Genomic DNA, 23974 nt, shown 5'->3' on the forward strand with positions numbered 1-23974 from the left:
AGCCGATTAATAAAACGACCGCGCCGCCTTCAGCGTCAACAGACCATCGCATTGCGAATTGTGTCCGGAATAGGCCGAGCAGTCCCCGCCGCTGAGGCTGGAGTCGCTGTAGATGAGGTTCAGGTCAACGCCCATCCATTCTCGGGAGAATTGCACCGACCAGTCGCTGAAGCTGCGAATGGAGCCGCCGTCCACTGAGACCGGCGTGCCCAACTGATGCGTGGTGTATTTCATGCTGACGCCAATACCGAAAGGCTGGGTGCCACCCAGGTCGGCGAACAGTGTGCTGTCCTGGCGATCCGGATCGTTGCTGAAGGAGGCACCGAAGCGATTACCCAGCAGGTTCAGGCCGCCGTAGAACTCCTGGCTGTCGAGCGGGCTGAGCTTGGGGTAGCTGTAGTGGATCAAGCCGACTTCATAGCCCAGGGTCTGGTCGAAAGGGTGTTTGAAGCCCATGTAGGAATCGACTTCAAGGGTGCTGGCCGAGGACAGGCCCATGTTTGGTGAGAACTGGCCGAAATACAGGCCGCTGTCATGACTCAGGTCCAGCCCGCCGTGGAACGAGTCGCTGCCGGGAGACGTCGGCTTGACCAGGCCCTGAGCCATGCTGCGGCTGGGGGTGGTGCCCAATTTCAGGTCGAAGTCGCCCAGTTCACGCTGGAATATTTGCGCTTGGGCAAGGGGGCACGCGACAAGGGCGCTGACCAGAAAAATGCACGGTTTGAGCATGCTTCACTCCATGAAAAGCGAGGAGCAGTGACGAAGGAATCGGGCAGATGCCCGTGCTAGACGTGTGCAAGGATACCGGCGAATGTCGGGAGGTGAGGCCCGTTCGTCGATTAGCGCTAATGGAAAATAGGCAGCGAGGGTATTTCGGGCTCTAGTCCTAGCGCCTTGAAGGCAAGACGCTTAGGGACCAGTGGTGTTGCGCGGTATTACTTTTTACCCAGGCTGATCTGCTTGGATGGGCCGAAAGTCTGGCCGCTGACGCCCTTGGCAATTTGCTGGATTTCGCCGCCGGACTTGAGGAAAGCAGCAATCTGGCTGTTGATCGATTCGCTGGTTTCAACGGCGGGAGCTGGCTTTGCTTTGCTGTTGGATGCTTTTACACGCATGGCGGCCACTAACCTGTAGAAAATTAACTTGGCCAGGCATCGTACAGGAAATACTTGACAATTGCTTGGTAAATATCCTCGAAGAATAAGTGCGTCGGCTGAAAACAGCCAAGTTTCATCTTTGAAATGAACCCCTAACTTACTGTTTTAATTCGAAACCCTGGTGCTGGCTGCGGTGGGTTGCCTGAGAAAAATCAGCCGGATTGATCGGACGAGCGGGGCGATGCCATCGCAAGGCCACGCCAGGCCGTGATTTTTCAGGCGCGCGCGCGTGACGAGCGCAACTCGGGTAGAATGCCGCCCACGCAATGAGGGTATTTGGAAATGGCTTTAGTCGGGCGCTACAACAGCTTGCAAGTGGTTAAACACACTAACTTTGGTTTGTACCTGGACGGTGCGCAAGATGGCGAAATCCTCTTGCCTAATCGGTATATCCCCAAAGATATTCCCAGTGAAGATGAAGACTGGCTAAACGTTTTCATTTATCTGGACAGCGATGACAAACTTATCGCCACTACCGAAAAGCCCAAAGTCCAAGTGGGCGAATTCGCCAGTTTGAAAGTGGTGGAAGTCAACAGCATCGGCGTGTTTCTCGACTGGGGCTTGCCCAAGGATCTGTTGCTGCCGTATTCGGAAGAAAAGCGTCAGATGACCGCTGGCGAATACTGCGTGGTGCACGTTTATCTCGACAAACACACCAAGCGCATCACGGCCACCGCACGCCTGGACCGCTACCTGGACAAGACGCCTGCCAATTACCAGGTGGGCCAGGAAGTCGACCTGCTGGTGGCCGAAGCCACCGACATGGGCTTCAAGGCGATCATCAACAACAAGCATTGGGGCCTGATCCACAAGAATGAAGTGTTCAAGTTCCTGCGCCCGGGCAAGGAAGAAAAAGGCTTTATCAAGGAGATCCGTGCGGATGGCAATATCAGCCTGAGCCTGCAACCGGTTGGCCAGGAAGCAGCCTCGAGCCTGAACTCGAAGATCCTTGCCAAGTTGCGTGAAAACAACGGCACCTTGCCGGTCAGCGACAAGAGCGACCCGGCGGTGATCAGCAACTTGTTCGGCGTGAGCAAGGGTAACTTCAAGAAAGCCATTGGTGCGCTGTATAAGCAGGGCCAGATTGTGATTCACGCGGATCGCATTGAACTAAGCTGAGTACGCTTTGCTCTTCTGTAGGCGCCCGTTGGCGCTTACAGAGGTGCATCAATGACCAAGAAAACATCTTTCGCCTACCTCGGCACGTTGCTGGCTTTCCTGGTCCTCGACGGCCTTTGGCTCGGCGTGCTCATGGGGCCAACCTACAAGTCCCTGCTGGGCCCGCTGATGCTGGACCAGCCCCGCCTATTGCCGGCTCTGCTCTTCTACCTCCTCTATGTGTTCGGTTGCGTGGTATTCGTGGTTCTGCCCAGTGCCAGTTGGCAGCGCGCTGCGCGCAGGGGGGCGTTGCTTGGGCTGGTCGCTTATGGCACCTACGACCTGAGCAACTGGGCCACGCTGCAGGGCTGGTCAGCCCAGTTAGCGATCATGGACATGGCCTGGGGCACCTTCCTGACTGCCGCGTGCTGCACGGTGGGTCATTGGTGTGCACATCGAGTGCACCGCTGATTGTGTACAGGATTTCGGTGCACCGTTGCTGAGCATCGTCCCATGTCTATACCCATATCAATCCCTTTGGAGCGCCGTGCCAGAGGGATTGCGTTCAATTGGCACGTATTCTGCTGACTATCTCGTATACAAACCATGCCGCCTTCCGTATGCACGCCGCGACGCACGTGCAGGCTGGTATTTCGAGGAGCCCAGCGATGACCGAACAATTGCCCAAAGGCTACAGCCCGCGCCTGTATAACCAGGACCTTGGGCCACTGCCGCAAAAGTGGAACTGGTACAACATCTTCGCCTTCTGGATGAGTGACGTGCACAGCGTCGGCGGTTATGTGTTTGCCGCCAGCCTGTTTGCCTTGGGGCTGGCCAGTTGGCAGGTGTTGATCGCCTTGCTCGCCGGTATCTGCATTGTGCAATTGATCGCTAATCTAGTGGCCAAGCCGAGCCAGCAAGCCGCAGTGCCTTACCCCGTCATTTGTCGGTTGGCGTTTGGGGTGTTCGGCGCGAATATTCCTGCGGTGATTCGCGGCTTGATCGCGGTGGCCTGGTACGGAATTCAGACGTATTTGGCGTCGAGTGCCTTGATCATCGTGGTGCTGCGTTTCTTCCCACAGATGGCCGTGTACGCAGAGCCGCATTTCGCTGGGCTTTCCTACCTCGGTTGGTTTGGTTTCCTCAGCCTGTGGCTGTTGCAAGCGGCGGTGTTCTGGGCGGGCATGGAGTCCATCCGCCGTTTTATCGATTGGGCGGGGCCGGTGGTGTATGCGGTGATGTTTGCCTTGGCCGGCTGGATCGTGTGGAAGGCCGGTTGGTCGAACATCAGCTTTACCTTGGCGGAGAAGTCGCTGTCGGGATGGCAGGCGTTTGGCCAGGTGATCGTGGCGACGGCGCTGGTGGTGTCGTATTTCTCCGGGCCGACCCTGAACTTCGGTGACTTCAGCCGCTACTGCCGCAGTATGAACGACGTACGACGCGGCAATTTCTGGGGGCTGCCGGTGAATTTCCTGGCGTTTTCCCTGGTCACCGTCGTGATCGTCTCGGGCACGTTGCCGGTGTTTGGTGAAATGCTCCACGACCCGATCGCCACGGTTTCGCGCATCGATAACAACGTGGCGGTATTGCTCGGCGCCTTTGCGTTTGTCACTGCGACCATTGGCATCAATATCGTTGCCAACTTCGTCTCCCCGGCGTTTGACTTCGCCAACGTCGCCCCCAGCAAAATCAGCTGGCGCGCAGGCGGGATGATCGCTGCCGTGGCATCGATCTTCATTACACCGTGGAACCTGTTCAATAACCCGCTGATGATCCACTACACCCTGGATATCCTCGCAGCCTTTATCGGACCGCTGTTCGGGATCCTGTTGGTGGATTTCTACCTGATCAAAAAGCAGAAGATCGATGTGGATGCGCTGTTTGATGACAGCCCCAGCGGGCGCTATTACTTCGACGGTGGCGTGAACTGGACGGCGGTCAAGGCGTTGGTGCCCGCGACGCTGGCGGGCGTTGCAATCACCTTCACCCCTGCGTTGCAGGGCATGGCCAACTTCGCCTGGTTTACCGGATGCTTCCTGGGTGGGCTGTTTTTCCTGGTGCTGGCACGGCGTGAACAGGTGCGCGCACCTGCGCCTTTGGTTGCCGGCTGACCAACACCGAACCCGCCACCAGCAAGCCTGCACCGGCGACTACCAGCGCCGGTTGCAGGCCGCCGCTCAGGTGGCTGCTCACCGATGCCAACAAAGGGCCGCTCAATTGGCCGATGGCAAAGCTTGCGGTCAGCAGCCCGGTGCTGCGCTGGTAGCCGTGGGGCGCGACGTCCCGCAAACGTGCCATCACGAGTTGCATGCACGCCAGGAATGGCCCGCCGCACAGCAACACCCCCAATGCCAGGCCCCAGCCATTGCCCAGCAAGCAGGCAAACACGCCGGCCGCTTGCAGCCATAGGGTGGTCATCAGCCAGCGGCGAGTCGTGTGTGGATCCTTGCGGCGCAGGGTCGCCACGCCGACGCCCATCGCGGCTGCCAGGCCAAAGCACGGCCAGAACAGATCGGCCTGCCAGGCGCCCTTGAACTGCGCACTGGCCATCTGCGACAGGAACGTCGCCGGGATGATGTAGCCAAGGCCGAACAACACATAGATCCAGCACAAATGCGCAATGCTGCCGTTGCTGCCCGCGTCCGTAGGGCTGGCAACCGCGGCACTGGCGGCAGGAGGCTTGGGCAGGAACGGCAGAATCGCCAACAACATCACCAGTGCCACCGTGCCGTACACCCACCACAAGGTTGCCGAGCTTTGCCCCAGCAAGTTGGAGCCCAACGCCAGCAACCCGGTCAGCAGGATCCCCAGTCCGGGCCCGGCGAATACCAATGCGCCCAGGCGCGGACGCCCGGCGGCAATCGCCAGTGGCTGGCTCAGGCTGGTGATCATCACCAATGCCCAGGCACTCGCGACACCGGTACCAAAGCGCAGCAACAGATGCGGCCAGAAGCCATGAGCCCAGTACGACGTCAGGGTCAGCAGCACACACAGCCACAACCCGCCGTACAAGCGCCCACGCACATGCTGATGGCTGCGCGCAAAGATCGAATCCACCGCCCCGACGAAGTAGCCCAAGTAGTTGGCGGCGGCGATCAGGCCAGCGCCGGTCAGGTCGATCTGCCCCTCGCTGAGAAGATGCGGCATTTGTGGGGTGAGGGCGAAACGGCCGATGCCCATCGCCATCATCAAGGCGACACCACTGGCAAGTAAGCGAATCAAGGGGGACATGGTCAGGTTTCCTGCGGATAAGCGAATACCCTCAGGCTAAAGCGCATTGACTTTCTGTAAAATTGAATAATAGTGAGCAACTTGTTCAGTTTTGGAGAAAGGTATGGAGTTCAGTCAATTGCGCATTTTCCAGGCGGTGGCGGAAGAGGGCTCCATTACCCGTGCCGCCGAGCGCCTGCATCGCGTGCCGTCAAACCTGTCGACCCGGCTCAAGCAGATGGAGGAACAGCTCGGTGTGGAGCTGTTCGTGCGCGAGCGCCAACGCCTGCAGCTTTCTCCGGCGGGCAAAGTGTTGCTGGACTACAGCGCCCGTCTGCTGGCCCTGCACGACGAAGCTCACGGCGCCGTGCAGGGTGGGCAACCGGCTGGCGACTTTGTATTAGGCAGCATGTACAGCACGGGCGCCGTTCATTTACCGAAGCTGCTGGCGCGTTACCACAAGGCTTACCCGACGGTGAACCTACAGGTGCAATCGGCGCCGAGCGGCGAGCTGCTCGAAGGCTTGATTACCGGTCGCCTCGATGCTGCCTTTGTGGACGGTCCTATCACCATCGCGTCCCTGGACGGTGTTCCCCTGTGCGAGGAGCGTCTGGTGCTGATCTGCGAAGCCGATCACCCGCCGGTACGCGGGCCGCAGGATGTGGCGGGCCGGTCGGTGTTCACCTTCCGCCGCAGTTGCGCCTACCGCGCGCGGCTGGAAACCTGGTTTTCCCACGAGCACGTGGCCATGGGGCGGGCGATTGAGATCGAGTCCTATCAAGGCATGCTCGCCTGTGTGATCGCCGGGTCCGGGGTGGCGTTGATGTCCGAGTCCATGCTCAACAGCCTGCCAGGCAAGGACAGTGTGTCCGTTCATCCGTTGACAGGGCCTTTTGCCACTGCGACCACCTGGCTGATGTGGCGAAAGGGTATGCTCGGCGCTAACCTCAACGCATGGATCGACCTGCAGCAAGCTGACAGGGCCGAGGCGCTGCACGACGCACGTGCGATTGCTTGAGCGATCCGTCAGGATTTGGATCAATTCAGTAATAGTTCGTTGTGTTTTCGTTCAAGCAATACGTAGGACTTAGGGCTACTATCAGTGTAGGAAAAGGCGAAAGAACTTGCGCCTACCAGCATTACCCTCAAAGGGGGCAACCATGAAAGAGAAAATTCAAAACTGGCTCCATGATCTGGGTGTTGCACTGGGCTTGATCGAGCCGCCGTTGCAACCCGTGCCGATTCGCACCGATGATGAGCAGCGTCGCCCACGTCGCAGGTAAGCCCTGAAGCGCTCACGCGGCCGAATCGTGCGGGCGCTGTACTATCGGGCGTTTTTCATGGCGTGATGAGGCGCCTGTAATCCGCGCGCAGCCGTGATTTGATGCGTACCCTGTGTGAAGAGGTGCGCTTCATCGTCGGACCCTTCTGCTTAATCCGTCATCCTCACTTTTTCCCTGTTCGTGCTTCTATATTTTTGCCTTCTCATGGACGAAGAGGCATTGAAATGTCGAGCATTGATAGCGAAGGTATGCTGATTTCCGACCGAGTCGAACTCCGTCGGTTTCAAACGATCGAGCATGGTGATCTGCTGGGTGTGCGCGCTTTGGTGATCCACCAGACCGACGCACCGACGGCCCGGCACACTTTTAACGGTTACCTCTCCAAAGGTAATGGTGCGCACTTTTTGATTGAAAAAGACGGCGCCATCTACCAGACAGCCAGCGTCAAGAAGCGTTGTTATCACGTTGGGCGCTACCTGCGTTCCAAGTGCCTGGCGCTGGATAAAGCCACCTGCGATAGCCGTCAGGTCCAAAGCATTCAGGCGCTCACGTGGACATTACAGATTCGGGCGCTGGACCGGTATGAGCGCACCAAGGACTATCCTGAGCGATACCCGATGAATGCGGACTCCCTGGGCATCGAATTGGTCGGCAAACATCTGGATGCTGCACGTTATGAGGAGGTGACTGCTATGCAGAAGCAGTCTCTGCGGTGGTTGGTGTCTGAGCTGCATGGCCATTTCCGCCTGACGCCGAAAGATGTCTACACGCATCCGCAAATCTCATACAAACACCCAGGTGAAGCCAGTACTGCGGAGTGGCAATGAGTCTACGGTCAGCGTTGTTTGGCGTGTGCGCATTACTCGCCGGATGCTCATCCTCCCAGCTGGATCTCGACGACATTCGCATCTCTCGCTTTCACTCCGAAGAGCCCGAACGCTGCCGACCCAGTGACGTTGCGCTGGATGAGCGGCAGATAGCGTCCTTTTTCAAACGCGCCGCGCTTATTGATGGTCGCACGCTGCACGATGAGTTTGACTGGGCCCCTTGTTACCTTGAAGGCACGCTGAAATATCAGCAAACGGCCTGCGTCTGGCGGGTGAGGGCGGGGGCAACCGGGGAAATTGAGTGCCCGGCGACCGAGCTGTATTTTGGCTGCAAGGATTGCGGTGATTTGTTTGAAGGCGCGGCGCAATAGCGACGGATAAAAAAACGGGTGCGACATCCGACGTCGCACCCGCTGAAGAAACCGCTTTAACGCTTGTTTCTGATCAAACCGCGCGGGTCGCCACACCCTCTGGCCGGCGTGACAACACGCTCACCAGCACAAAACTCACCAGCCCAATGGCCAGGCTGTAGTAGATCGGCGTGTTCGCGTCCAGCCCATCCTTGAGCATAAACACCAGCGCGGTCACGAATCCCAGGGTCATGGAGGTGATCGCCCCCGACGTGGTCGCGCGTTTCCAGAAGATCGCGCCAATCAGTGGGATCAACATACCGCCCACCAGCAGGTTGTAGGCCAGTGTCAGTGCGCTGATCACATCGCTCACCACCAGCGCAATGCCCAGCACGGCAATGCCGGTCAGCATCGTAAACAGGCGGTTGACGGCCAGGCTCGACTGTTTGCCGCCACGCAAACGCGGCAACAGGTCTTCAGTCAGCACGGTGGAGGCGGCGAGCAGGCCGGCACTGGCGGTGGACATCATCGCTGCGAGGGCGGCGGCAATCACCAGGCCACGAATCCCGTCTGGCAGCGAGGCTTTCACGATAGCGGCAAACGCGTTGTTGACGTTATCCAGGTCTGGGATCAGCACGTGTGCCGCCATGCCGATCAACGCACAGGCCAGGCCGTAGAGGATGCAGTAGAAACCGGCGAAAGTGCCTGCGTACTTGGCGACCTTTTCGTCACGGGCGGTGAACACGCGCTGCCAGATATCCTGGCCGATCAGAATGCCGAAGAAGTAGATCATGAAGTAGGTGATGATCGTGTCCCAGCCGATCGCGGTGAAGCTGAAGCTCGACGCGGGCAGCTTGGCCACCAGCTCATCCCAGCCGCCGACGCGGTACAGGCAGATTGGCAGCAGGATAAACATCAGGCCGACGGTCTTGATCACAAACTGCACGATATCGGTGAGGGTCAGCGACCACATGCCGCCGATGGTCGAGTACACCACCACCACACCACCGCCGAGCAGCACCGAGATCCAGAAGGGCAGGCCGAACAGCACTTGCAGCACGGTGCCGATGGCCAGGATCGAGGTCACGCCGATCATCAGCGCGTAGGCCAGCATGATCACCGCACTGGCCTGGCGGGCCATGGGGTTGTAGCGTTTTTCGAGGACCTGGGTCACGGTGAAGATCTTCAGCTTCAACAGCGGCTTGGCCAGGAACAGGTTGAGCGCAATGATGCCCATGCCCAGCGCGGCACACAGCCAGAAGCCGGAGATGCCATGCACATAGCCCAGGCGCACGGTGCCGACGGTAGAGGCACCGCCCAATACCGTGGCGGCCATGGTGCCCATGTACAGCGACGGGCCCAGGTTACGTCCGGCCACCAGGTAATCTTCGTGGGTCTTGGCGCGGCGCATGCCGTAATAGCCGAGCACGAGCATGCCGGCGGCGTAGATGAGTACGACGAATAAATCCAAAGCCATGACGGCGGTTCTCCAATTATTTTTTATTGTGGTGAGCGTGCTTGCTGTGGTGAAGGCGCGTGTTGTGGCGAGGGAGCTTGCTCCCGCTGGGCTGCGAAGCGGCCCCAAAAAAGCCGGCTCCAGCTTCGCGGTCGAACGGGAGCAAGCTCCCTCGCCACAACGGTCGGCCCGTAGACAGCCGCCGGTTCCGGAAACACCCGCAGCAAGGTCAGGTACACCACCGACGCCAACCCCAGCGTCACCGGCAAGCTGATATCAATGCCATCGGCCAAATTGCCCAGCGGTCCCACAAACTGCCCCGGCAAATTGACGAAACACAGGCCCACCAATGCACTCGGAATCCACGCCCCCAACCCGCGCCAGTTCCAGCCATGGCTGAACCAGTAGCGCCCGCCGGTCTCACCGCGGGTAAACACCTGCAGGTCATCCGGGCAGTAGAAGCCGCGACGCACGATCAGGCCGATGATCATCATCACCATCCACGGCGTGGTGCAGGTGATGATCAGTACCGCGAACGTCGACACGCTTTGCACCAGGTTGGCGGCGAAACGTCCGATAAAGATGAAGGCAATCGACATCACCCCGATCAGCAGCGTGGCTTTCACCCGTGACAACAGGCGCGGGAACACGCTGGACATGTCCAGTCCGGTGCCATACAGCGACGTGGTGCCGGTGGACATGCCGCCGATCACCGCGATCAGGCACACCGGCAGGAAGAACCAGGTCGGCGCTACCGCCAGTAACCCGCCGACATAGTTATTCGCCGCGATGTAGTCCGGCGCCTTGATCGCGACGATGGTCGCGGTGGCCAGGCCAAACAGGAAAGGGATTAACGTCGCGATTTGCGCCAGCACCACTGCCAGCATGATGCGCATTTTCGGCGTCTCACGCGGGATGTAGCGCGACCAGTCACCCAGGAACGCACCGAAGGAAATCGGGTTGCTCATGGCCACCAGCGCGGCGCCGATGAAGGCGGCCCAGAAGCCCGTCTGGCCCATGGCTACAGTGCCCGCGAAGTGGCTGTCGAACGCCGGCGCGAAGGCAAAGATGCCCAACAGGAACAACAGGCTCGCCGCCCACACCGCAATGCGGTTGACCCACAGCATGAAGCGAAAGCCGTAGATGCACACCGTCAGTACGAGAATGGCGAACACGCCGTAGGCCAGGCCCAGGGTCAAGTCGGTTTCCGGCAGGCCGATCAGACGTTTCGCACCCCCCACCAACGCATCGCCCGAACTCCACACCGACAGTGAGAAGAAAGCAATCGCCGTCAGCAGTGAGAGAAACGAGCCGACAATCCGCCCGTGCACACCAAAGTGCGCACCGGAAGACACCGCGTTGTTGGTGCCGTTGATCGGCCCGAACAGGCCCATGGGCGCCAGGATCAGCGCACCCACCAGCACGCCCAGCACAATCGCCCAGACGCCGGCCTGGAACGACAAGCCGAACAACACCGGGAAGGAGCCCAGCACGGCGGTGGCAAAGGTGTTGGCACCGCCGAAGATCAGTCGGAACAGATCCTTGGGGCCGGCGGTACGTTCGTGGTCCGGGATCTGCTCGACCCCGTTGGTTTCTATCTTTCGAATACTTTTATCGTTGTTTTTATTATTCATGATCAGCTCCGATCACATTGGCTAAGGGGGCGGCAGCCCTTCCGGCATAGCGGACAAATGTTCGTGACAGGCCAGCCACAGGCCTTGTTTTTGTTGTGTGCCAGACCCTTGCCGTGTGAAGACAATGGTCTCGCGTTCCTGGCTAAAAAATTGCTCCCCGTTCATGCGCAGCTCGGTGGCCACGTCATGCATGAAAATCGCCACGTCACCCTGCAGGCTGACCACGGCGTTGCTTGAGGTGCAGGACAGCACCTCGAACCCCTCGTCCCGGCGCCAGCTGTCCCACAACGCCTGGTAGGCATCGCGACTCAGCAGTGGCTGGGGGAGGGTGTAGAACACAAAGCTCGCATCGGCGGTGAACGCGCCGAAGTAGGCGGCGCGGTCATTGCGCGCAAAGGCCGCGACCAGGTCGGCGGCGGCTTGCAGCACTTCGTGGGTGCTCATCAGCGATGGGCCACGCCAGGCAGTACGCAGAGCATTTCGTACAGCAGGTTGGCGCCCAGCAGCGAAGTGTTGCCGGTGGTGTCGTAGGGCGGCGAAACTTCGACCAGGTCGCAACCAATCAGGTCGAGGCCCTGGCAGCCGCGGATGATCTCAATCGCTTGGATGGTGGTCAGCCCGCCGATTTCCGGCGTACCGGTGCCCGGCGCCCAAGCCGGGTCGATGCCGTCGATATCAAAGCTCAGGTACACCGGGCCGCCGCCGACCTTCTCACGCACTTCGGCCATCAACGGCGCGAGGGAGTGGTGCCAGCATTCTTCGGCCTGGACCACACGGAAGCCCTGCTTGCGGCTCCAGTTGAAGTCTTCGGCGGTGTAGCCCTGGGCGCGCAGGCCGATCTGCACCACACGGTCGCAGTCCAGCAAGCCCTCTTCAACCGCGCGGCGGAAGGTGGTGCCGTGGGCGATTTTCTCGCCGAACATATGGTCGTTCACGTCGGCGTGGGCATCGATGTGCACCAGCCCGACCTTGCCGTGTTTCTTGTGGATCGCCCGCAGGATCGGCAGGGTGATGGTGTGGTCGCCGCCCAATGTCATCGGGACTACGTTGTGCTCGAGGATCTCGTCGTAGGCCTCTTCGATGATGCGCACGGCGTCCAGCAGGTTGAAGGTGTTGATCGCCACGTCACCAATGTCCGCGACCGACAGCGAGTCGAACGGTGCGGCGCCGGTGGCCATGTTGTAGGGGCGGATCATGACGGATTCGGCGCGGATTTCACGCGGCCCGAAACGGGTACCGGCGCGCAGCGAGGTGCCGATGTCCAGCGGCACGCCGATAAAGGCGGCATCCAGGCCCTTGGCCGTTTGCAGGTGGGGAAGACGCATCATGGTGGCGATGCCGGCAAAGCGCGGCATTTCGTTGCCGCCCAGTGGTTGGTGGAAAATCTTGTCCACGGGAGTGCCTCATCGTTGTTTTGTTTATTAGGGGCCGATTCTGCGAAATACACCGATACGAAAGAATCGGCAGGGGCAAATACTTAGTTCAGATTTTTCTAAACTAATACCAGCGGTTAAACTACGACAGCTGGACTGTAGTGAGCGGGCTTGCCCCGCGCTGGGGGGCGAAGCCGCCCTAAACCCAGGCACCTCGGTCTCTCTTAAACACTGCGGCGTCCTCATTAGGGCGGCTTCGCCCCCCAGCGCGGGACAAGCCCGCTCACTACAAGTAGCCCGATCATCTTGGAGATCCCATGGCCAACGCCTTGCCCGACCTGAAACTCCTGCGGATCTTCGCCAGCGTCGTGCGGCATCAGGGATTCGCCAATGCCCAGCACGAACTCAACCTGTCCACGTCGGCCATCAGCACTTACATGAGCCAACTGGAATCGGCGTTGGGCCTGGTGCTGTGCCATCGCGGCCGGGGCGGTTTCAGCCTGACCAGCAAAGGCGAGCTGTTCCATCAGGAAACTCTGCGGTTACTGGGCGAACTGGAAGGTTTCGAGCAATACGCCGCAGCCTTGAAAGGCGAGTTGCGCGGCACCCTCAAGCTCGGGGTGCTCGACTCTACCGTCAGCGACAAGGCGCTGCCGTTCGCCGAAGTCATCGGCGCCTACAGCCAGGAGCACCCGGCGGTGCACCTGCATTTGTCGGTGATGAGCCCCTACGAACTGCAACTCGGTGTGCAGGACAATCGCCTCGACCTGGCCATCGGCGCTTTCTCCAACCGCATGAGCGGGCTGATCTACATGCCGTTGTACCGCGAGCAGCACTGGTTGTATTGCAGCACCCGGCACCCGCTGTTCAACGAGCGCCGCATCCCGGAGCAAGTGATCACCCAGCAACGCATGGTCGGTCGCGGCTACTGGAGCCAGGCCGAACTGGCGCGCCATGGTTTCAAACACAGCGCGGCGACCGTGGAAAGTATGGAGGCTCAGTTGATCCTGGTGCTGTCCGGCGCCTATATCGGCTACCTGCCCGAACACTACGCCCAGGCCTGGGCCGACAAGGGGGATTTGCGCGTATTGCTGCCGGCCACCTTCGGTTACCAGGCGCCGTTTTCGATGATCATGCGCCGCGGGCGCAGCCGTGAACCGTTGATCCAGACCTTTCGCGATCTGCTCAAAGCCCAGCTCAACCAGGCCCGATAATCCATGTCCAGACCCCAATGCCCGCGCTGCCTGCGACCCGCCACCCATTGCCTGTGCGCGCTGATCCCGAGCCTCGACAGCCGCACCCGCGTGTTGCTGTTGCAGCACCCGAGCGAGGTCAACCATGCGCTCAATACCGCGCGGTTGGCGGCGTTGGGGTTGAACAATGCGCAGTTGATAGTGGGTGAGGTCTTTGATGATCTGCCGGCCTTATTGAACCCGCCTGGCTATCAGGTGCGGCTGTTGTTTCCGGCTGACGACGCCCAGCCGCTGCAAGCCTATGTGCCTGGGGATCAACCGCTGTTGCTAGTGGTTCCCGACGGCACCTGGCGCAAGGCGCGCAAATTGCTGCACCTCAATCCGTTGCTGGCAGCGCTGCCACGGGTCACGCTGGCCGAGGGCGCTGTGTCGCGTTATCGGCTGCGCAAAGCGCCCGGGCCGGGAGCCCTGTCAACGGTTGAGGCCATTGTGCAGGCGTTGCAGGTGCTGGAGGCACCGGCATCGTTCGAGCTGCTGCTCAAACCCTTTGAGGCGCTGATCGACGGGCAGATTGCGGCGATGGGGGAGGAGGTTTTTCAGAAAAACCATGGCGATCGACATTTGGGCTAGGCGGGTTGTCGAGGTGCGGCCATCGGGGGGCAAGCCCCCTCTCACAGTTGACCGAATTCCAGCATGAGAATGCGCGCGAATGTGGGAGGGGGCTTGCTCCCGATAGCGTCTGCCCAGCCACCACCTCGCTCGCTTATTCCTATAAGCCATAAGCACCGCACTTTGCGTGATATGGCCCGCCGGCCTTTCCCGGTATGATGTTCGCCCCCGCAGTCTGGATTGCGAATACGCCATGACCTTGCAGTACCCTACAATCGCCGATTGCGTCGGCAACACCCCCCTGGTCCGCTTGCAACGCATGGCGGGTGAAACCAGCAATACCCTATTGCTCAAGCTTGAAGGGAACAACCCGGCCGGTTCGGTAAAAGACCGCCCGGCGCTGTCGATGATCACCCGTGCCGAGTTGCGCGGGCAGATCAAGCCCGGCGACACCCTGATCGAAGCCACCTCCGGTAACACCGGGATCGCGCTGGCCATGGCCGCGGCGATCAAGGGTTACAAGATGGTGCTGATCATGCCCGACAACGGCAGCGCCGAGCGCAAGGCGGCGATGACCGCCTATGGCGCCGAACTGGTGCTGGTGACCCAGGAAGAGGGCATGGAAGGTGCCCGCGACCTCGCCGAGCGCATGGCCGCCGAAGGCCGTGGCCAGGTGCTGGACCAGTTCGCCAACGGTGACAACCCCGAGGCGCACTACACCACCACCGGTCCGGAAATCTGGCGCCAGACCCAGGGCACCATCACCCATTTCGTCAGTTCCATGGGCACCACCGGTACCATCATGGGCAACTCGCGCTACCTCAAGGAGCAGAACCCGGCGATCCAGATCGTTGGGCTGCAACCGATGGAAGGCGCGGCCATCCCGGGCATCCGCCGCTGGCCCGAAGAGTATCTGCCGAAGATCTACAACGCGACCCGCGTGGACCGCATCATCGACATGGCCCAGCGTGAAGCCGAAGACACCACGCGCCGCCTGGCCCGTGAAGAAGGCATCTTCTGCGGTGTGTCCTCCGGTGGTGCCGTGGCCGGCATGTTGCGCTTGTCCAAAGAGGTGGAAAACGCGGTGATCGTCGCGATCATCTGTGACCGAGGCGACCGATACTTGTCGACCGGCATTTTCGACGAACCCAACTGATGGCCAAGCACGAGAGAGGCCTGCGCTTCCAGCCGACGGGCGGCAGCCGGGCCCCGCAGATTCCGGTAGGCAAGAAACAGCGCTTGACCATCGAGCGCCTGGCCAATGACGGCCGCGGCATCGTGTTCTTTGAAGGCCGCACCTGGTTTGTGAACGGCGCGCTGGCCGGCGAAGACGTGGAAGCGCGGGTGCTGGGCACCCACGGCAAAATCGTTGAGGCGCGCACCGAGCGGGTGTTCAAGGCCAGCGAACTGCGGCGTCCGGCGCCGTGTGCGCACTTCGGTCGCTGCGGCGGTTGCAGCGTGCAGCACTTGCCCCACGCCGAACAACTTGCCCTGAAACAGCGCATGCTCGCCGAGCAACTGTCCCGTGTGGCCGGTGTCGAACCGCAAGAGTGGGCCGCACCGTTGAGTGGGCCGGAATTCGGCTACCGTCGCCGCGCACGTGTGGCCGTGCGTTGGGACGCCAAGGCGAAACATCTGGCAGTCGGTTTCCGCGCCGTGGCCAGCCAGGACATCGTCGCCATTGACGATTGCCCGGTACTGGTACAGGCCTTGCAACCGATCATGCAGCGTCTGCCCAACATGCTCCGCCGCCTGAGCAAACCTCAGGCGCTGGGGCATGTGGAAGTGTTCAGTGGGACCTCCATCGCCGTGTTGCTGCGGCATATGGCGCCGCTGTCCGAAGCGGACCTGCACATTTTGAAAGAATTCTGCACCTTCCATGATGCCCAGCTGTGGCTGCATGGCGAGGGTCAGCCGGAACCGGTCGACGCCGATGCGGTTCTGGGGTTTCGATTGGACCAGTGGGATCTGGAGCTGGCTTACCGGCCTGGAGACTTCGTCCAAGTCAACGCCGGGGTCAACGCGGCGATGGTCGCCCAGGCCCTGGAATGGCTGGCGCCCCAACCCGATGAGCGGGTGTTGGACCTGTTTTGCGGCCTGGGCAATTTCGCCCTGCCGCTCGCTCGCCAAGTGCGGGAAGTGGTGGCGGTGGAAGGCGTACAGACCATGGTGGACCGGGCGGCCGTCAACGCCGTCAGCAACAATTTGCATAATGCGCAGTTTTTTCAGGCCGATTTGTCTCAGCCTTTGACCGACGCGGAATGGGCCAAACAGGGCTTTTCTGCGGTACTCTTGGACCCACCTCGTGACGGTGCCCTGGAGGTTGTGCGCAAGCTCGCGACCCTCAAGGCCAAGCGTCTGGTGTATGTGTCCTGCAACCCGGCCACGCTGGCGCGGGACACGGTTGAGTTGGTCAAGCAAGGCTACCGGCTAAAACGTGCCGGGATCCTCGACATGTTTCCGCAAACCGCGCATGTCGAGGCCATGGCGTTATTTGAAGCGGGCTAGGATGCCCGTTTAATCCGACTGGCCTGCATTCTCCAAGGCCGCGACCTGCCAGGGAGTGTGTGTAAGCTTTATCAAGGTAAAGCAGGTCAGCGATGATTTTTGACGCATCCAAGGTGCGTCGTAGGGAAGGTAAGCAAGATGGTACAGGTGAGAGCACACCAGCCGATCAACACCGACGGCAGTATCAATCTCGAGGCATGGCTGGATCATGCCGTCAGTGTCGACCCGGCACTGGACCGTGAAGCCTTGAAAGCAGCCTGCGAGTTCGCTCGTGAGTCTGAGCAGCAAGACAATGCGGCCAAGAACCTGTGGGCCGAAGGCACTTCAAGTTTTCGCACCGGCTTGGAGATCGCCGAGATCCTCGCCGATCTTAAACTGGACCAGGACTCGCTGATCGCCGCCGTACTCTATCGCGGCGTACGCGAAGGGCACATCGCGTTGCCCATCGTCAGCCAGCGTTTCGGCACCGTGGTGGCCAAGCTGATCGACGGCGTGCTGCGCATGGCCGCGATCAGCGCCAGCCTCAGCCCGCGTCAATCCATGGTGCTGGGCACCCAGGGCCAGGTCGAGAACCTGCGCAAGATGCTGGTGGCGATGGTCGATGACGTTCGTGTGGCCCTGATCAAGCTGGCCGAACGCACCTGCGCCATCCGGGCGGTGAAGACGGCCGACGACGAAAAGCGCAACCGCGTTGCCCGCGAAGTCTTCGACATCTATGCACCCCTGGCGCACCGCCTGGGTATCGGCCATATCAAATGGGAGTTGGAGGACCTGTCCTTCCGCTACCTCGAACCCGATCAATACAAACAGATTGCCACCTTGCTGCACGAGCGGCGGCTCGACCGTGAGCGCTTTATCGCCGACGTGATGAACCAGTTGCGCTCCGAGTTGCAGGCCACCGGCGTCGAGGCCGACATCAGCGGTCGCGCCAAACACATCTATTCCATCTGGCGCAAAATGCAGCGCAAGGGCCTGGCCTTCAGCCAGATCTACGACGTGCGTGCCGTGCGTGTGCTGGTGCCGGAAATGCGTGACTGCTACACCGCGCTCGGTATCGTCCATACCCTGTGGCGGCACATTCCCAAGGAGTTTGACGACTACATCGCCAACCCCAAGGAAAACGGCTATCGCTCCTTGCACACGGCGGTGATCGGCCCCGAGGGCAAGGTGCTGGAAGTGCAGATCCGCACGCACGCCATGCACGAAGAGGCCGAGCTGGGTGTCTGTGCGCACTGGCGCTACAAGGGCACCGACGTCAAGGCCGGGTCCAACCAGTACGAAGAGAAGATCTCCTGGCTGCGCCAAGTGCTGGAATGGCACGAAGAACTCGGCGACATCGGCGGCCTGGCCGAACAGTTGCGTGTGGATATCGAACCGGACCGGGTCTATATCTTCACGCCCGACGGACACGCCATCGACCTGCCCAAGGGCGCCACGCCGCTGGATTTTGCCTACCGCGTACACACTGAAATCGGTCACAACTGCCGGGGCGCCAAGATCAACGGGCGCATCGTGCCGCTCAACTACAGCCTGCAGACCGGTGAGCAGGTCGAGATCATCACCAGCAAGCACGGCACGCCGAGCCGTGACTGGCTGAACCCCAACCTCGGCTACATCACCACGTCGCGGGCGCGGGCGAAGATCGTCCATTGGTTCAAGTTGCAGGCGCGTGACCAGAACGTCGCGGCGGGTAAAACCTTGCTTGAACGCGAACTGGCACGCCTGGGCCTGCCTCAGGTGGACTTCGACAAGTTGGCCGAAAAAGCCAACATGAAGATCGCCGAAGACATGTTTGCCGCGCTGGGTGCCGGCGACTTGCGCCTGGCGCAACTGGTCAACCTGGCCCAGCAGCTGGTCGAGCCGGAGCGCGGCAGCGAACAGCTGGAACTGATCCCACGCAAGGCCACCGGCTACAAGCCCGGCAAGCGCGGCGATATCCAGATCCAGGGCGTGGGCAACCTGATGACGCAAATAGCCGGCTGCTGCCAGCCGTTGCCGGGCGATGCCATCGTCGGTTACATCACCCAGGGCCGTGGCGTGAGTATTCACCGCCAGGACTGCGCCTCGGTGCTGCAACTGGGTGGGCGTGAGCCGGAGCGGATCATCCAGGTCAGCTGGGGGCCGGTACCGGTGCTCACCTACCCGGTGGACATCATCATCCGCGCCTACGACCGTTCCGGCTTGCTGCGTGACGTGTCGCAAGTGCTGCTCAACGAGCGCATCAACGTGCTGGCGGTCAACACCCGCTCGAATAAAGAGGACAACACCGCGTTGATGTCCCTGACCATCGAGATTCCGGGGTTGGACGCATTGGGGCGGTTGCTGGGGCGGATTTCCCAGTTGCCGAACATCATTGAAACCCGGCGCAACCGCACCCCTTGATGCGGTCATAAATGTGGGAGAGGGCTTGCCCCCTCCCACATTTGATCTTCAGCGGAAAGAGACCGATGTATTCACTCGAAGACCTGCTGCACCTGATGAACCGCCTGCGCGACCCGCAATACGGGTGCCCATGGGACATCAAGCAAACCTACGCGACTATCGTCCCGCACACGTTGGAAGAAGCCTATGAAGTCGCCGACGCCATCGAGCGCGGTGACTTCGATCACCTGCAAGGCGAGCTGGGCGACCTGTTGTTCCAGGTGGTGTATTACAGCCAGCTGGCACGGGAGGAAGGGCGCTTCGAATTTGCCGGAGTGGTCGACAGCATTACGCGCAAGCTCATCCGTCGCCATCCCCATGTGTTCCCCACCGGCGATCTGTATGCGCCGCTGGATATCCCGCACCTGAGCGAAGAGCAGGTCAAGGCGCGTTGGGAGCAGATCAAGGCCGAGGAGCGCGCGGAAAAGTCCGACGCACCGGAGCAACTATCCCTGCTGGACGATGTGCCTACCGCGTTGCCGTCCTTGTCCCGTGCCGCCAAATTGCAAAAGCGCGCCAGCCAGGTCGGTTTCGACTGGCCGTCTGCCTTGCCGGTGGTGGATAACGTGCGCGAAGAGTTGGATGAAGTGCTCGAGGCCATGGCCGATAACGATCCGTTGGCCATTGCCGATGAGGTCGGTGACCTGCTGTTTGCCGCGGTCAACCTGGCCCGTCACCTCAAGGTCGACCCGGAAACCGCTTTGCGTGGGGCCAATGCCAAGTTCGAACGACGTTTCCGATTTATCGAACAGGCATTGCGCGACACGCACCAACCCATAGAAGATTGCACCCTCGAAACGTTGGATGCCCTCTGGGGCGAAGCCAAACGTCAGGAAAAGAACGTGTCCAGCTGCGGTTGAGCAGTTGCCTAAGTGAGTAAGCACCATGAGCCTTTCCCTTCGCGACCAGTTGCTCAAAGCAGGTCTGGTCAACCAAAAGCAGGCCAAGCAGGTCGGCAAAGAGAAACAGAAACAGCAACGCCTGGTTCACAAAGGCCAGGCCGAGGTCGATGACACCCAGGCCCGCCTGGCAGCCGAGGCACATGCCGAGAAGGTCAAGCGCGACCAGGAACTGAACCGCCAGCAGCAGGAAAAAGCCGAGGCCAAGGCCCGCACGGCGCAGGTCAAGCAACTGATCGAGACCTCGCGCCTGCCCAAGCTGACAACCGAGGACTACTACAACTTCGTGGATGACAAGAAGGTCAAGCGCCTGTCGGTCAACACGCTGATGCGCAACAAGCTGAGCAATGGCTCCCTGGCGATCGTGCATCACGGTGGCAGCTATGAGGTGATCCCGCGCGAAGCGGCGCTGAAGATCCAGGAGCGCGCACCTGAGCGTATCGTGCAGCTCAACATCCTCACCGAAAGCCAGGTGCCGGACGAGGATGATCCGTACGCCGCCTACCAGATCCCGGATGATCTGATGTGGTAAGGCGGTAGCAACCCATTGTGCTGAGCGGGCTTGTCCTTTGGTGAGCGCGCTTGCCTGGGGTGAGCAGGCTTGCCCTGCGTTGGGCTGCGAAGCGGCCCCGAAAACGCAAACGCCGCATTCTCCCTGAAAGAATGCGGCGTTTTTTGTGGGGCGGCTTCGCCACCCAGCGCGGGGCAAGCCCGCTCACTACACGGTAACTTCAGGAGCTTTGTGCCTGGCGTTTCATCTCAAGCGATTCAAGCTCGTTTTTATAATTATGAGCGTCGCTCTCATTGTGAAACATGCCGACCAGCAGGTCTTGCTGGTGTACATCCCAGATGTGAATCCCATGGCCCAGTGCTTCGTGGGACATATGTTCGTCGTCGCGTTCAGTTACTTTTACAGTCATCTGCTTGCTCCAATCTCTGGTGGATCTGCGGCAAGTCGTCGCAGGCCTTTGTTATATGTTTTGTTAGCTTGCTAAGTAAACCGACTTTTCGCGCAACAATTCATTGCAGCAAATGCAACAGTCCTGCAGGCCGCGTAAACCGCGACATTGCGCCGCAGGGTGCTGAGTTTTATGACAAAAGTTTCATGTTCGCGTCAGGGGCAGCTCAATCGACAGGCGAAAAAAAGCCCCGCATTCGCGAGGCTCCTTGTTCCAGCTACCGATCAGCTACCTTTGACAGCCTTACCGTCAACGGTGCCGTCCTGCAGCATGATGTTGTATTCCTTGCCGTCGGTTTCCACCTGGCGCAGAGCAACCAGGATGCCGCCCTGGTCCTTGGCAAACCACATCTGGGTGATGCGCTTGCTTTGTGTCGGGTCACGCACGCGCTCGACCTTGATGGCGTCGATGGAGCCGACCTTGGTCTGGACCTTTTCCGGGCCGATCACGCGGAAGTCGTAGGTGTCGACGTCGGTGCCTTCGACCACGTTGTAGCTCATGCTCTTCTTGCCGGCAGCCACATCGCGCTGCAGGGCCAACTGGTAGGTCGACTTGTCGAGCATGCCGCTTTGCAGGGCGACGTTGACCGGGTCTTTGTTTTCAAAACCGGTGACTTTCTTGGCGGTCTGGTCGAAGTCCAGGTTGATCTTCTTCGCCTTGCCCAGGCCACCGCGTTCGAAGGTGTAGCTCTTCGGTTGCAGGGTGTCCTTGTCAAACTGGATCACGCTGGTTTCGGTCAGGCTGGCGATCATCATGGACGCCTTGAAGTTCAAGGTCCAAGTGCCATCGCCATTCTTGGCCAGGCTGCGTTCGGCCGAACCACTCATGGGCAACTGTTTCCAGTCGGCTGTGTAGCTCACGGAGAAAGGGTGTAGGTCTGCTGCTTGCACGGCAGGCAAGGCGAACAGCGCAAAAGCGAAGAGCAGGGCGCGACGCATAAAATCTCCTAGGTTCGAATCAAGTGGCCGCTGGCCGCAAGTAACTGACCGTCCAATAATGCACCCTGGTCACCGAGAATCAACCGCCCCTCGGCAAACCAGCGAACGGCCAGCGGGTAAATCCTGTGTTCCTGGGTGTGAACCCGTTGCGCAAGGCTCTGCGCCGAGTCGTCAGACTCTACCGGAACCACTGCCTGTACGACCAGAGGCCCGCCATCGAGTTCCTCGGTGACGAAGTGCACGCTGCAGCCATGCTCGCTGTCGCCGGCGTCGAGCGCACGCTGGTGCGTGTGCATGCCTTTGTACTTGGGCAGCAGGGAAGGGTGAATATTGAGCAGGCGCCCTTCGTAATGCCGCACGAAATCAGCGCTGAGGATGCGCATGAAACCGGCGAGTACCACGAGTTTGGGGTTGAAGGCGTCGATGAGTTCGATCAAGGCACTGTCGAAGGCCTCGCGGCCATCGAACGTCTTGTGATCCAGAGAGCGGGTTTCGATACCCGCGTCCCTGGCACGTTGCAGGCCGTAGGCGTCGCTGCGGTTGGAGATCACCGCAGCAATGCGCACCGGGCTGTCGCCGGTGCGCGTGCTGTCGATCAAGGCCTGCAAGTTACTGCCGGTGCCGGAAAGCAGCACCACGACATCACAGGTCTGAGGCATCAGTGAGCCTTGAGGTTCTTCAGTTCGACCTGAGCTGCGCCTTCCGGGGCAGTGGCGATCTGGCCGATGACCCATGGCTGCTCGCCGGCTTCACGCAATACGTTCAGCGCGGTTTCAACGTGTTCTTGCGCCACGCAGATGACCATGCCGACGCCGCAGTTCAGCACGCGGTGCATTTCGGTTTCGTCAACGTTGCCTTTCTCTTGCAGCCAGTCGAATACCGCAGGACGCTGCCAGCTGGCCACGTCGACGATCGCCTGTGCGCCTTTTGGCAGTACGCGTGGGATGTTGTCCAGCAGACCGCCGCCAGTGATGTGGGCCATGGCTTTGACTGCGCCAGTGTCCTTGATCAGCTTGAGCAGTGGCTTGACGTAGATGCGGGTCGGGGCCATCAGCAGGTCGGTCAGCGGCTTGCCGTCGAGCTGGGTGTTCTCGATGTTGGCGCCGGACACTTCGATGATCTTGCGGATCAGCGAGTAACCGTTGGAGTGTGGGCCGGAAGAGGGCAGGGCCAGCAGGGCGTCACCGGCAGCGACTTTGGAGCCGTCGATGATTTCGGCTTTTTCCACCACGCCGACGCAGAAGCCGGCCAGGTCGTAGTCTTCGCCTTCGTACATGCCTGGCATTTCAGCGGTTTCGCCGCCGACCAGGGAGCAACCCGACAGCTCGCAACCCGCGCCGATGCCGGTGACCACTTGGGCAGCGGTGTCCACGTTCAGCTTGCCGGTGGCGTAGTAGTCCAGGAAGAACAACGGCTCGGCGCCGCACACCACCAGGTCGTTGACGCACATGGCAACCAGGTCGATGCCGATGGTGTCGTGCTTGTTCAGGTTCAGTGCCAGGCGCAGCTTGGTGCCCACGCCGTCGGTGCCGGACACCAGGACAGGCTGCTTGTAGCCGGCCGGGATTTCGCAGAGGGCGCCAAAACCGCCCAGGCCGCCCATGACTTCGGGGCGCGCAGTGCGCTTGGCGACGCTCTTGATGCGTTCGACCAATGCTTCACCGGCGTCGATGTCTACACCGGCGTCCTTGTAGCTCAGGGAGGGTTGCTTGCTCATGATCCAGGCCTTTAGGGGGGATTCAGGGGTAACGACCGAGCGGGCAGGCGCTTTTGGTAAAAGGCCCAGCCGTTGACGGTCTGCGAAGGCGCGCGATTTTATCAGGCTTGAGGGGCAGCGGCCATCCTCGGGCCGACGGGCAGGGCCATATAGGTTAAAAAGCCGGTTAAAAAAATGCTGATGGGGTCTGCTTCGGCGCGTATTAAGGTATAGCCTTTAACCCGCTATCGTTATGACAGTACGAAAACTTACCAAGACCCTGTGAATGTTTTACCGGTGGCTGTGGTCACAGCCTTGCCAAACCGAGTTCACGCGGTCTGTTCCAGCCGCTAAATTTGTCGT

General features: G+C 60.4%; 25 protein-coding genes. 14 read left to right on the forward strand and 11 right to left on the reverse strand.

What is annotated here, in order from left to right; all coding sequences use genetic code 11:
* Nucleotides 1–6 precede the first annotated feature (6 nt).
* The gene (locus BM403_RS15620; RefSeq protein ID WP_015885268.1) at nt 7–729 is read right to left on the reverse strand and encodes a TorF family putative porin; all 723 of its coding nucleotides are present in this window, start codon (nt 727–729) and stop codon (nt 7–9) included.
* A gap of 206 nt (nt 730–935) precedes the next feature.
* Nucleotides 936–1115 carry a hypothetical protein gene (locus BM403_RS15625; protein ID WP_003193095.1) on the reverse strand — a complete coding sequence of 60 codons (180 nt, stop codon included), beginning with the start codon at nt 1113–1115 and terminating at the stop codon, nt 936–938.
* 324 nt (nt 1116–1439) lie between these two features.
* Here BM403_RS15625 and BM403_RS15630 point away from each other — a divergent pair, with 324 nt between their 5' ends.
* From BM403_RS15630 to BM403_RS15640, 3 genes are all read left to right on the forward strand, one after another.
* A complete protein-coding gene (locus tag BM403_RS15630; RefSeq protein WP_015885267.1) occupies nt 1440–2276 on the forward strand; it encodes a CvfB family protein in 837 nt (278 codons plus the stop codon).
* A 51-nt stretch (nt 2277–2327) separates the two neighbouring features.
* Nucleotides 2328–2726 (forward strand): DUF2177 family protein, encoded by a 399-nt coding sequence (locus tag BM403_RS15635; protein WP_093543663.1) that lies wholly within the window; start codon nt 2328–2330, stop codon nt 2724–2726.
* A 197-nt stretch (nt 2727–2923) separates the two neighbouring features.
* Nucleotides 2924–4366, forward strand: a complete 1443-nt coding sequence (locus BM403_RS15640) for an NCS1 family nucleobase:cation symporter-1 (protein ID WP_015885265.1) — start codon at nt 2924–2926, stop codon at nt 4364–4366.
* Here the strand turns inward: BM403_RS15640 and BM403_RS15645 are convergent.
* The gene (locus BM403_RS15645) at nt 4278–5486 is read right to left on the reverse strand and encodes a YbfB/YjiJ family MFS transporter (RefSeq protein ID WP_046036000.1); all 1209 of its coding nucleotides are present in this window, start codon (nt 5484–5486) and stop codon (nt 4278–4280) included. The two genes, BM403_RS15640 and BM403_RS15645, sit on opposite strands and share 89 nt — an antisense overlap.
* 103 nt (nt 5487–5589) lie before the next feature.
* Between BM403_RS15645 and BM403_RS15650 the strand changes: the two genes are divergently transcribed.
* The 4 genes from BM403_RS15650 to BM403_RS15660 all read left to right on the forward strand — a co-directional run bounded on the left by BM403_RS15650 (nt 5590) and on the right by BM403_RS15660 (nt 7946).
* On the forward strand, nt 5590–6483 hold the full coding sequence (locus BM403_RS15650; protein ID WP_015885263.1) for a putrescine utilization regulator PtrR: 894 nt from the start codon (nt 5590–5592) through the stop codon (nt 6481–6483).
* A 142-nt stretch (nt 6484–6625) separates the two neighbouring features.
* Nucleotides 6626–6748 (forward strand): PA1414 family protein, encoded by a 123-nt coding sequence (locus BM403_RS32200; RefSeq protein WP_003193089.1) that lies wholly within the window; start codon nt 6626–6628, stop codon nt 6746–6748.
* A 224-nt stretch (nt 6749–6972) separates the two neighbouring features.
* Nucleotides 6973–7575 carry a peptidoglycan recognition protein family protein gene (locus tag BM403_RS15655; RefSeq protein WP_046036001.1) on the forward strand — a complete coding sequence of 201 codons (603 nt, stop codon included), beginning with the start codon at nt 6973–6975 and terminating at the stop codon, nt 7573–7575.
* Nucleotides 7572–7946, forward strand: a complete 375-nt coding sequence (locus tag BM403_RS15660) for a hypothetical protein (protein WP_046036002.1) — start codon at nt 7572–7574, stop codon at nt 7944–7946. The genes BM403_RS15655 and BM403_RS15660 overlap by 4 nt, the downstream gene beginning before the upstream one ends.
* Before the next feature lie 73 nt (nt 7947–8019).
* On the opposite strand, the gene BM403_RS15665 is transcribed toward BM403_RS15660, so the two are convergent.
* Genes BM403_RS15665 through speB form a run of 4 tightly spaced genes read right to left on the reverse strand, consistent with a single transcriptional unit; the run spans nt 8020 to nt 12409 of the window.
* Entirely contained in the window at nt 8020–9402 is a 1383-nt protein-coding gene (locus BM403_RS15665; RefSeq protein WP_046036003.1) for a sodium:solute symporter family protein, read from the reverse strand.
* A 23-nt stretch (nt 9403–9425) separates the two neighbouring features.
* Nucleotides 9426–11015 carry a purine-cytosine permease family protein gene (locus BM403_RS15670; protein WP_015885259.1) on the reverse strand — a complete coding sequence of 530 codons (1590 nt, stop codon included), beginning with the start codon at nt 11013–11015 and terminating at the stop codon, nt 9426–9428.
* A gap of 21 nt (nt 11016–11036) precedes the next feature.
* On the reverse strand, nt 11037–11459 hold the full coding sequence (locus tag BM403_RS15675) for a YybH family protein (protein ID WP_046036004.1): 423 nt from the start codon (nt 11457–11459) through the stop codon (nt 11037–11039).
* A complete protein-coding gene (gene speB / locus BM403_RS15680; protein WP_015885257.1) occupies nt 11459–12409 on the reverse strand; it encodes an agmatinase in 951 nt (316 codons plus the stop codon). The genes BM403_RS15675 and speB overlap by 1 nt, the downstream gene beginning before the upstream one ends.
* Nucleotides 12410–12705: 296 nt before the next feature.
* Between speB and BM403_RS15685 the strand changes: the two genes are divergently transcribed.
* The 7 genes from BM403_RS15685 to BM403_RS15715 all read left to right on the forward strand — a co-directional run bounded on the left by BM403_RS15685 (nt 12706) and on the right by BM403_RS15715 (nt 20550).
* Complete coding sequence (locus tag BM403_RS15685) at nt 12706–13602, forward strand: LysR family transcriptional regulator (protein ID WP_046036005.1); 897 nt, start codon at nt 12706–12708, stop codon at nt 13600–13602.
* Nucleotides 13603–13605: 3 nt separating this feature from the next.
* Nucleotides 13606–14211 carry a tRNA-uridine aminocarboxypropyltransferase gene (locus BM403_RS15690; RefSeq protein ID WP_015885255.1) on the forward strand — a complete coding sequence of 202 codons (606 nt, stop codon included), beginning with the start codon at nt 13606–13608 and terminating at the stop codon, nt 14209–14211.
* Between the two features lie 232 nt (nt 14212–14443).
* Nucleotides 14444–15346 carry a cysteine synthase CysM gene (gene cysM / locus BM403_RS15695; protein WP_015885254.1) on the forward strand — a complete coding sequence of 301 codons (903 nt, stop codon included), beginning with the start codon at nt 14444–14446 and terminating at the stop codon, nt 15344–15346.
* The gene (rlmD, locus tag BM403_RS15700) at nt 15346–16698 is read left to right on the forward strand and encodes a 23S rRNA (uracil(1939)-C(5))-methyltransferase RlmD (RefSeq protein WP_046036006.1); all 1353 of its coding nucleotides are present in this window, start codon (nt 15346–15348) and stop codon (nt 16696–16698) included. Before cysM ends, rlmD begins: the two co-directional genes overlap by 1 nt.
* A gap of 138 nt (nt 16699–16836) precedes the next feature.
* Nucleotides 16837–19080, forward strand: coding sequence for a GTP diphosphokinase (gene relA, locus BM403_RS15705; protein ID WP_015885252.1), 2244 nt, complete (start codon nt 16837–16839; stop codon nt 19078–19080).
* A 65-nt stretch (nt 19081–19145) separates the two neighbouring features.
* Nucleotides 19146–19979 (forward strand): nucleoside triphosphate pyrophosphohydrolase, encoded by an 834-nt coding sequence (gene mazG, locus BM403_RS15710; protein WP_093543666.1) that lies wholly within the window; start codon nt 19146–19148, stop codon nt 19977–19979.
* 25 nt (nt 19980–20004) lie between these two features.
* Nucleotides 20005–20550 carry a DUF2058 domain-containing protein gene (locus tag BM403_RS15715; RefSeq protein WP_003230516.1) on the forward strand — a complete coding sequence of 182 codons (546 nt, stop codon included), beginning with the start codon at nt 20005–20007 and terminating at the stop codon, nt 20548–20550.
* Nucleotides 20551–20749: 199 nt separating this feature from the next.
* On the opposite strand, the gene BM403_RS15720 is transcribed toward BM403_RS15715, so the two are convergent.
* From BM403_RS15720 to purM, 4 genes are all read right to left on the reverse strand, one after another.
* Nucleotides 20750–20938 (reverse strand): hypothetical protein, encoded by a 189-nt coding sequence (locus BM403_RS15720; protein ID WP_003175379.1) that lies wholly within the window; start codon nt 20936–20938, stop codon nt 20750–20752.
* 263 nt (nt 20939–21201) lie between these two features.
* Entirely contained in the window at nt 21202–21915 is a 714-nt protein-coding gene (locus tag BM403_RS15725; protein ID WP_015885250.1) for a DUF3108 domain-containing protein, read from the reverse strand.
* A gap of 8 nt (nt 21916–21923) precedes the next feature.
* Entirely contained in the window at nt 21924–22574 is a 651-nt protein-coding gene (purN, locus tag BM403_RS15730; protein ID WP_015885249.1) for a phosphoribosylglycinamide formyltransferase, read from the reverse strand.
* Complete coding sequence (purM, locus tag BM403_RS15735) at nt 22574–23632, reverse strand: phosphoribosylformylglycinamidine cyclo-ligase (RefSeq protein WP_093543669.1); 1059 nt, start codon at nt 23630–23632, stop codon at nt 22574–22576. The genes purN and purM overlap by 1 nt, the downstream gene beginning before the upstream one ends.
* Nucleotides 23633–23974: the final 342 nt, after the last annotated feature.

This window comes from Pseudomonas sp. OV546 (genome assembly GCF_900116845.1).
GTDB lineage: Bacteria > Pseudomonadota > Gammaproteobacteria > Pseudomonadales > Pseudomonadaceae > Aquipseudomonas > Aquipseudomonas petroselini.

What these genes read in the sequence shown, in the direction of transcription:
- BM403_RS15620 (WP_015885268.1), bottom strand. Translation starts at nt 729, where the DNA reads ATGCTCAAACCGTGCATTTTTCTGGTCAGCGCCCTTGTCGCGTGCCCC.
- BM403_RS15625 (WP_003193095.1), bottom strand. Translation starts at nt 1,115, where the DNA reads ATGCGTGTAAAAGCATCCAACAGCAAAGCAAAGCCAGCTCCCGCCGTT.
- BM403_RS15630 (WP_015885267.1), top strand. Translation starts at nt 1,440, where the DNA reads ATGGCTTTAGTCGGGCGCTACAACAGCTTGCAAGTGGTTAAACACACT.
- BM403_RS15635 (WP_093543663.1), top strand. Translation starts at nt 2,328, where the DNA reads ATGACCAAGAAAACATCTTTCGCCTACCTCGGCACGTTGCTGGCTTTC.
- BM403_RS15640 (WP_015885265.1), top strand. Translation starts at nt 2,924, where the DNA reads ATGACCGAACAATTGCCCAAAGGCTACAGCCCGCGCCTGTATAACCAG.
- BM403_RS15645 (WP_046036000.1), bottom strand. Translation starts at nt 5,486, where the DNA reads ATGTCCCCCTTGATTCGCTTACTTGCCAGTGGTGTCGCCTTGATGATG.
- BM403_RS15650 (WP_015885263.1), top strand. Translation starts at nt 5,590, where the DNA reads ATGGAGTTCAGTCAATTGCGCATTTTCCAGGCGGTGGCGGAAGAGGGC.
- BM403_RS32200 (WP_003193089.1), top strand. Translation starts at nt 6,626, where the DNA reads ATGAAAGAGAAAATTCAAAACTGGCTCCATGATCTGGGTGTTGCACTG.
- BM403_RS15655 (WP_046036001.1), top strand. Translation starts at nt 6,973, where the DNA reads ATGTCGAGCATTGATAGCGAAGGTATGCTGATTTCCGACCGAGTCGAA.
- BM403_RS15660 (WP_046036002.1), top strand. Translation starts at nt 7,572, where the DNA reads ATGAGTCTACGGTCAGCGTTGTTTGGCGTGTGCGCATTACTCGCCGGA.
- BM403_RS15665 (WP_046036003.1), bottom strand. Translation starts at nt 9,402, where the DNA reads ATGGCTTTGGATTTATTCGTCGTACTCATCTACGCCGCCGGCATGCTC.
- BM403_RS15670 (WP_015885259.1), bottom strand. Translation starts at nt 11,015, where the DNA reads ATGAATAATAAAAACAACGATAAAAGTATTCGAAAGATAGAAACCAAC.
- BM403_RS15675 (WP_046036004.1), bottom strand. Translation starts at nt 11,459, where the DNA reads ATGAGCACCCACGAAGTGCTGCAAGCCGCCGCCGACCTGGTCGCGGCC.
- BM403_RS15685 (WP_046036005.1), top strand. Translation starts at nt 12,706, where the DNA reads ATGGCCAACGCCTTGCCCGACCTGAAACTCCTGCGGATCTTCGCCAGC.
- BM403_RS15690 (WP_015885255.1), top strand. Translation starts at nt 13,606, where the DNA reads ATGTCCAGACCCCAATGCCCGCGCTGCCTGCGACCCGCCACCCATTGC.
- cysM (WP_015885254.1), top strand. Translation starts at nt 14,444, where the DNA reads ATGACCTTGCAGTACCCTACAATCGCCGATTGCGTCGGCAACACCCCC.
- rlmD (WP_046036006.1), top strand. Translation starts at nt 15,346, where the DNA reads ATGGCCAAGCACGAGAGAGGCCTGCGCTTCCAGCCGACGGGCGGCAGC.
- relA (WP_015885252.1), top strand. Translation starts at nt 16,837, where the DNA reads ATGGTACAGGTGAGAGCACACCAGCCGATCAACACCGACGGCAGTATC.
- mazG (WP_093543666.1), top strand. Translation starts at nt 19,146, where the DNA reads ATGTATTCACTCGAAGACCTGCTGCACCTGATGAACCGCCTGCGCGAC.
- BM403_RS15715 (WP_003230516.1), top strand. Translation starts at nt 20,005, where the DNA reads ATGAGCCTTTCCCTTCGCGACCAGTTGCTCAAAGCAGGTCTGGTCAAC.
- BM403_RS15720 (WP_003175379.1), bottom strand. Translation starts at nt 20,938, where the DNA reads ATGACTGTAAAAGTAACTGAACGCGACGACGAACATATGTCCCACGAA.
- BM403_RS15725 (WP_015885250.1), bottom strand. Translation starts at nt 21,915, where the DNA reads ATGCGTCGCGCCCTGCTCTTCGCTTTTGCGCTGTTCGCCTTGCCTGCC.
- purN (WP_015885249.1), bottom strand. Translation starts at nt 22,574, where the DNA reads ATGCCTCAGACCTGTGATGTCGTGGTGCTGCTTTCCGGCACCGGCAGT.
- purM (WP_093543669.1), bottom strand. Translation starts at nt 23,632, where the DNA reads ATGAGCAAGCAACCCTCCCTGAGCTACAAGGACGCCGGTGTAGACATC.